The organism is Salinivibrio sp. PR5, from assembly GCF_001996085.1.
In the GTDB taxonomy this organism is placed as follows: domain Bacteria; phylum Pseudomonadota; class Gammaproteobacteria; order Enterobacterales; family Vibrionaceae; genus Salinivibrio; species Salinivibrio proteolyticus.
Genome location: NZ_MUFK01000078.1, coordinates 1 through 4,289 on the forward strand (window position 1 = coordinate 1; position 4,289 = coordinate 4,289).

Sequence of the window (4,289 nt, forward strand, 5' to 3'; positions counted from 1 at the left end):
GATAATATCTTTTTCTCTTACCGACTTTAGCTAGGAACTTATCCTTGCTTTCATATTGTTCATATCTTTTGTTTAAGCTATCCCACATTAATGGGAACAATTCTTTAAATAACTTTAACAACAAATACTTATCATACTCTTCAGGTAACGCCTCTGATATTAAATTCAAAGGTCGTGTAAATGACTTTTGTAATTTTCTTGTTTCTGATTCGTATTTTCTTTTTACAATACCCGCCATAATCAACCAATTGCTATTATTTTAGTTATATAAATCATAAACACTAATGGAATATAAAATCCCCAAACTGAAATTGACTTCATTGCATCAACCTGATGTTTTGACATTTTCTCCTGTGGCTTGATTGCATATAAATCAGAACTAAATAATGACTTACGATGTAGTTTTTCGACGAATTTGTTGTAAGTTTCTCTAAACCCCTTTTCTAACGCTAAGTAATATGCATCTAAACAAGCAAATATTACCGTAGGTAATAATGCAATCCATGCATAATCTGGCTTTCCTTTATCCGCAACTATTACAAGCACAGCGGAAACTAAAGTAATACACCATGATTTACATGAAGAGCTATTTGATGCCATTCTCTGTATAACATTTTGTAACATCGCTAAATGAGCTTGAACTGAAGGAGATTCTTCAGTCACACTAATTGGTTGATTTTCTGACATTTTCATCCTCGTACATTTGATGATTTCGAAAGCACATAACGCCCGCATTTGCGGCTGGTTTGGAGCGCAGCGGAAAATCAGTCCGACAACATGCGCTTGTTAAGTGCTTTATAGTTATGCTTCAAAGTGCATCTGTCAGCTTAGTAAACGACTCATGGAGTTTTTCAATTAATGATGGATAAATTTCCATAAGTCCAGAGTCTGCTTTTATGCCAAGACGATCAGTAACAAACTTCAACTTTTCTTCCCCGCTTTCGTCGGAGCCTAGGTGGGAATATGCTACCCGCAAATCATAAAGTATATAAAAAGGGCTCATTATCGTCGAGGCATCCAATGCAGGGCATGATAACTCTATGACTTTTTGTAGGCGTTTAATACTGCCTAGACTTTTGGGGTCACCGCCCAAGCTCTTAATCACTTCGCCTAGCGCCTTATTGTCGAATGATTCAAGGTAAATCTTATTAAGTGTATCTGCTACGTGCCTTCTTTCTTTCTCAGTATCGACTATTGGAGCATTAAACGTTACCGACAAATCAAACACCTCTTTATCTAGGTGGGCAATCTTGCTACCAAACTTTGTAAAGCAAGCTTCTAAGAACTCTGATCTAGCTTTGAACAAATCATCTTCTTTGGGAAGATCGGTAAAGACACATTCAATTTGACCATCATAAAACTCAGAGCCTATAGAATGATCTGACTCAATATTCTCAGACCTGAGGTAATATTGTTCTGCTTCTGGCAAGCGAGCTATATCGCCCAACCACATTACAATTTTTCCATTCCCATTCAAACCGAACGGCATGGAAAAGTCATCCCCTCTTCGTATTTCGCCGTATGTTGTGGACGCGAAACTTAACCTATAAGTTGGGGATGAGTCATACTTCAGCAAAACTTCTCGATTAAAGAATACTGGTGTTAGAAAACCTTCATCCCAAGGTCTTTTAAGACCAGGAATGTATTTGTAGTCATCAGAATCATATATAAATGGAACAGAGCCAAAGCCGAAATCTTGATTCGTTTTGTTTCGAGTGACTTTTACTATATCACTCGACCTCTTCGTTGCCTGCTCGTGCAGATGAATTACTGCAAAGCGGGAATCATCAGGGAGGTATTTCTCATTGCATTTTGGACAATGCAGCATTGGAAGCCCGTTGATACTTATTTCAACGCCACTTACAGTTTCAGAAAAATCATCAAACACTAAATCAAGATGCCCATTGCACTTGTCACAGTACAGCCTTTGAATATGGCCAGATTTAGGGAAAAATTCTTTGAGATCCATCGATGTTCCTTGGACACTTAACATTGCATTAGTGCGCGTGCTCGATTTTTCAAAACCGTTATACGCATCTACTATCACCTAAATTACTGTTATTAAGACGACTTTCAACGCTTCAAGCAATCAACTCGTCTGCAAAAATGTGCGTGCCGTCCATCACAGCTCAGGCGTTCACATTACCCCGAAAAGATACCAACTAACCCATCACGCGTTACCACGCAGGAGCGTGGGAACGAGGTGATAGGCACCGCTATACCAATGGATTGACTTAAACACCCATGCTACCGCCCACTGGTTGGCGGCGTCCAAAAGGCCATGTATGGGCGAGAATTTTAGGGGGCTTAGATTATCAAACGCTGGGTAATGTGTTTAGACAAAGGCGTCTAAAATGTTGGCGTGGTCAGGGTTTGGGGATTTGTAGGGGCATAAATGCAAAAAGCCGCTGAATAATCAGCGGCTTTTCGGTATGTGGCGGAGAGATAGGGATTTGAACCCTAGAAGGGCTATTAACCCTTGCCGGTTTTCAAGACCGGTGCTTTCAACCACTCAGCCATCTCTCCGGAACGCGGCGTATATTATTGGGTTCGTTGTGGGTTGTAAACCCTTTATTTGCCGCTTTTGGTCTGTTCGCTCAAGCCGTGATCAGGTTGGCGATATTGCTAGCAAAAGGCGATTAGCTTACCGCCAATCGCCCTACTTTTACTGAGACACTTTAATAGAATCTTTTTACTTCACAGTACTTATAGCGCGATAAAAATACCCGCCAGAGCCGCACTCATTAGGTTGGCAAAGGTGGCGGCAATCACTGCGCGCACGCCCAAGCTTGCCACATCTTTGCGACGCTCTGGCACCATCGCACCAATCGAGCCGAGCTGAATGGCAATCGAGCCAATATTAGCAAAGCCACACAAGGCAAAGGTCACGATGACTTGGCTTTGCACCGACAAGTTCGCTTTGATATCAGAAAACGATAAGAAGGCAACAAACTCGTTAAGCGCAATTTTCTGGCCAAGCAAGTTACCCACGGTGAAGATCTCGTGCACCGGTACACCGGTGAGTAGTGCCAGCGGTGAGAACAGGTAGCCAAACAGCATTTCTAGGCTTAGACCGTCAATGTCAACCAACTCACCTAAGCTACTCAGCCCAGCGTTTAGCATCGCAATCACACTGATAAAGGCCACCAGCATGGTGCCCACAGCCACCGCGACTTTCATGCCATTCATCGCGCCGCTGGCGAGGGCGTCAATCGCATTGGCTTGATCGCTGTCACTGATCTCCACATGGTTTTGCTCTGCGGGTGTCTGTGTTTCCGGCACAATGATTTTTGCCATCAAAAGTCCGCCGGGGGCAGCCATAAAGCTCGCGGCAATCAGGTATTTCAAATCCACACCCATCGCCGCATATCCGCCTAGCACGCTACCGGCGACCGAGGCCATGCCTCCCACCATCACGGCGAAGAGTTCAGAGCGTGTCATTTGGCTAAGAAAAGGGCGAACTACCAAAGGAGATTCGCCCTGAGAAAGAAAGATGTTGCTGGTTGCCACCAGAGACTCTGCTCGGCTGGTGCCGAGTAATCGCTGTATACCACCGCCGAGAAGTTTAATAACCCACTGCATAATGCCGAGATGATAAAGGAGGGATATCAGCGCACTGATAAAAATGATTAGCGGCAGAACTTTAACAGCGAAAATAAACCCGTCGTTGGCGAGAGGGCCAAACACAAACTCAATGCCTTCGTTGGCAAATGAAAGCAGCTTCGCCGCGCCATTGCTCATAGAACCCAGCATGGCTTGTCCTACTGGAATGTAAAGCACCAGTGCGGCAAAACCCGCTTGTAGGCCAAATGCCCCAAGCACTGTACGCCAGTTGATCGCTTTACGGTTAGAGGAGAACGCATAGGCGCACAAAAACAGAGCGACGATGCCGGCCGCACTATAGAGAAGTTGCATAAATAGAATACCTTGCCGTGTTGTGTTGCACTTGCGGTACAGATGAGTACGACACGCTGCCAAGGTGGCAAGAGGTTCCATCATGCGTTACATCGTACCGCGGGTTCGGTGAAGGTGGGCCCAACCTTGGACACTTTTTCTTCAGCCGCGAATCGCGACACAGCCACTCTTTGCCTATGGGCTGGCGAAGAGCGCATGTTGGGCGGGCATTCTATTGTGATTTGAGTCGCATTTCCAGCTAAATTTGGCCTTTGATCACATTTTATTCTCGGCCGCTCACCGAGCGCTACGACGATGGTCGGATAGGCTGCGAGATGGGTTTTTGGCAAGATTGGTTGACACAGATCGCTCATATGTTATTGATAACCTGCTAT

Annotated in this window: 3 protein-coding genes, 1 tRNA gene and 1 pseudogene; all 5 read right to left on the reverse strand. The window is 44.6% G+C overall.

Going from position 1 to position 4,289, the window contains the following annotated elements:
* Window positions 1-238 (reverse strand): annotated as a pseudogene (locus BZG82_RS15750) (toll/interleukin-1 receptor domain-containing protein); the annotation flags it as partial.
* Between the two features lie 2 nt (window positions 239-240).
* On the reverse strand, window positions 241-687 hold the full coding sequence (locus BZG82_RS15755) for a hypothetical protein (RefSeq protein WP_077766292.1): 447 nt from the start codon (window positions 685-687) through the stop codon (window positions 241-243).
* Between the two features lie 121 nt (window positions 688-808).
* On the reverse strand, window positions 809-1,969 hold the full coding sequence (locus BZG82_RS15760) for a hypothetical protein (RefSeq protein WP_077678208.1): 1,161 nt from the start codon (window positions 1,967-1,969) through the stop codon (window positions 809-811).
* Window positions 1,970-2,435: 466 nt separating this feature from the next.
* Window positions 2,436-2,526, reverse strand: a tRNA-Ser gene (locus tag BZG82_RS15765).
* Window positions 2,527-2,706: 180 nt separating this feature from the next.
* Window positions 2,707-3,915, reverse strand: coding sequence for a NupC/NupG family nucleoside CNT transporter (locus BZG82_RS15770; protein ID WP_077480233.1), 1,209 nt, complete (start codon window positions 3,913-3,915; stop codon window positions 2,707-2,709).
* Between the last annotated feature and the right edge of the window lie 374 nt (window positions 3,916-4,289).